We start from the raw sequence: 1,644 nt of genomic DNA, 5'->3' as shown, positions 1-1,644 counted from the left end.
TTCCCTATGTCGCTAATAGCTGTCCATTCGGAATTATCCAGAAAATGCCCTTCTTCATTTCTCTTTTTTGGGTCAAATTTTGTTATTCTATAAGTCATTTTCTCTAATTGTGGGTAACGGTCTTGTGTATGATTTCGTTGCGTGTTTAAGCAACTAATTTAATAAACAAAAACGAACGCGAGAAAATTCCGCAGGAATTTTCCAAATAAGCACTTACCAAAGCAATTAATTATACACGTTGTTGTAATTAGTTTTTTGTCAGTTTAAAACTATCCATTATTCTCAGCGATTCGATATGATTGTTTTCATAAGCATCGTAAAGAGTAACAAAAGTCAAAGTGTAAATTTGGTTGTCTATTAAATAAGTGTAAATGATGGTTTTAAACTTATAATCGCTTGATTTTCCTTCTGCGATTAATTGGTGACACTTTAATCCGTTTTTGTTTTTAAGTTCACTAAAGGTGATTTTAGGATCAGTCAGCATTCCGCTAATTTGTTTTTCCACTAAACCTTTGTACTTTTCAATAGTTATAGTTGAATCATTCAGATTCTGTACGATTAAATTTATGTTCTCTGTAAAAACGTCCGAACTCTCAGAATTTGTAGGATAAAGAAAAATTTTAGTTCCATTTTCGCCAGAGTCGTTTAAAATCCAATTTGAAGGATGTTCTATTGAATAATTATCTTTCTCATATTTAATGCTTTCTTTTGGTTCTTGCGCAACGATTATTAAAGGAAATAATATTAAAATTAGTAGTAGGTTTTTCATTTTTCAAATTAATTACAACGTTTTTGTATAAGGTTAGTTGCGTGTTTCAAGCAGCTAATTTATTAGATTAATCACGAACGGCGAAATTCCGAAGGAATTTCCCAAGCGATCCAAAACCAGCAATTAATTTTATACGGTGTTGGCAACAGTATTTTTTTAACAATCATTTATATCATATAAAGTCAGGTGCCAAATTCCGTTTTGCTTTTCAAATCCTAAAACTCTTATAGTTCCAATTTCTTTTAATTCGTATTCACAGAAAAAAACTTGATTTGAAAAACGAAATGTATTTTCCCATTTTTCATCTATCTCTAAATTTTCTATGAAATCCCAATTGTCGTAAACCCAATTGTTTTTACTCATTATATAAGTTTCCTCACAAGCTCCAACAACTCCTATTAAATTTTCAAAGTCTATATGCGATTTTTGAAATTCAGAGTCAGAAATAAATTTTCGGCTGAATTCGAGAAAGTCATTCGGGATTATTTTTTTATCAGAGTAAGCTTCAGAAACTTTTCGGTATTTATCAGCTTTGTTAGAAACTAAATCCCAATCGTATTTTTCAACTCTTCCTTTTTTATATAATTCATAAACCGAATCCATTTCAATTTTCGCTTCTACTTCTTGCGTAATAATTTCCGATTTCTGATTTTCAGTTTTTAATTCAGGCTTAATTTCCTCTTTTTTTTGCTTACAAGAGATTATTAATAGAAATAAAAAAGTTAGTTTAAGTACTCTCATTTTTTTATTGTTGCCAACGGGTTGTGTATGAAACGTAGCGTGCAAAAAGACACTAATTTTTCGGATTAACACAGAGCCGAATTTTTATTTTTTGTTTTTATTTTTTTTCTCTTTTTAAAAGCCAAATTAAAAAT

General features: G+C 29.7%; 2 protein-coding genes. Both read right to left on the bottom strand.

Annotated elements, in window-relative coordinates; genetic code table 11:
* Positions 1–247 precede the first annotated feature (247 nt).
* On the bottom strand, positions 248–769 hold the full coding sequence (locus AWE51_RS21045) for a hypothetical protein (protein WP_066317851.1): 522 nt from the start codon (positions 767–769) through the stop codon (positions 248–250).
* 156 nt (positions 770–925) lie between these two features.
* On the bottom strand, positions 926–1,510 hold the full coding sequence (locus AWE51_RS21040; protein ID WP_066317848.1) for a hypothetical protein: 585 nt from the start codon (positions 1,508–1,510) through the stop codon (positions 926–928).
* Between the last annotated feature and the right edge of the window lie 134 nt (positions 1,511–1,644).

Origin of the sequence: Aquimarina aggregata (genome assembly GCF_001632745.1) — a bacterium.
GTDB lineage: Bacteria > Bacteroidota > Bacteroidia > Flavobacteriales > Flavobacteriaceae > Aquimarina > Aquimarina aggregata.
This window is presented reverse-complemented; position numbering and strand designations above follow the sequence as displayed.

Excerpts from the sequence above, each read along its gene's own strand:
- AWE51_RS21045 (WP_066317851.1), bottom strand. The coding sequence starts at position 769 with ATGAAAAACCTACTACTAATTTTAATATTATTTCCTTTAATAATCGTT.
- AWE51_RS21040 (WP_066317848.1), bottom strand. The coding sequence starts at position 1,510 with ATGAGAGTACTTAAACTAACTTTTTTATTTCTATTAATAATCTCTTGT.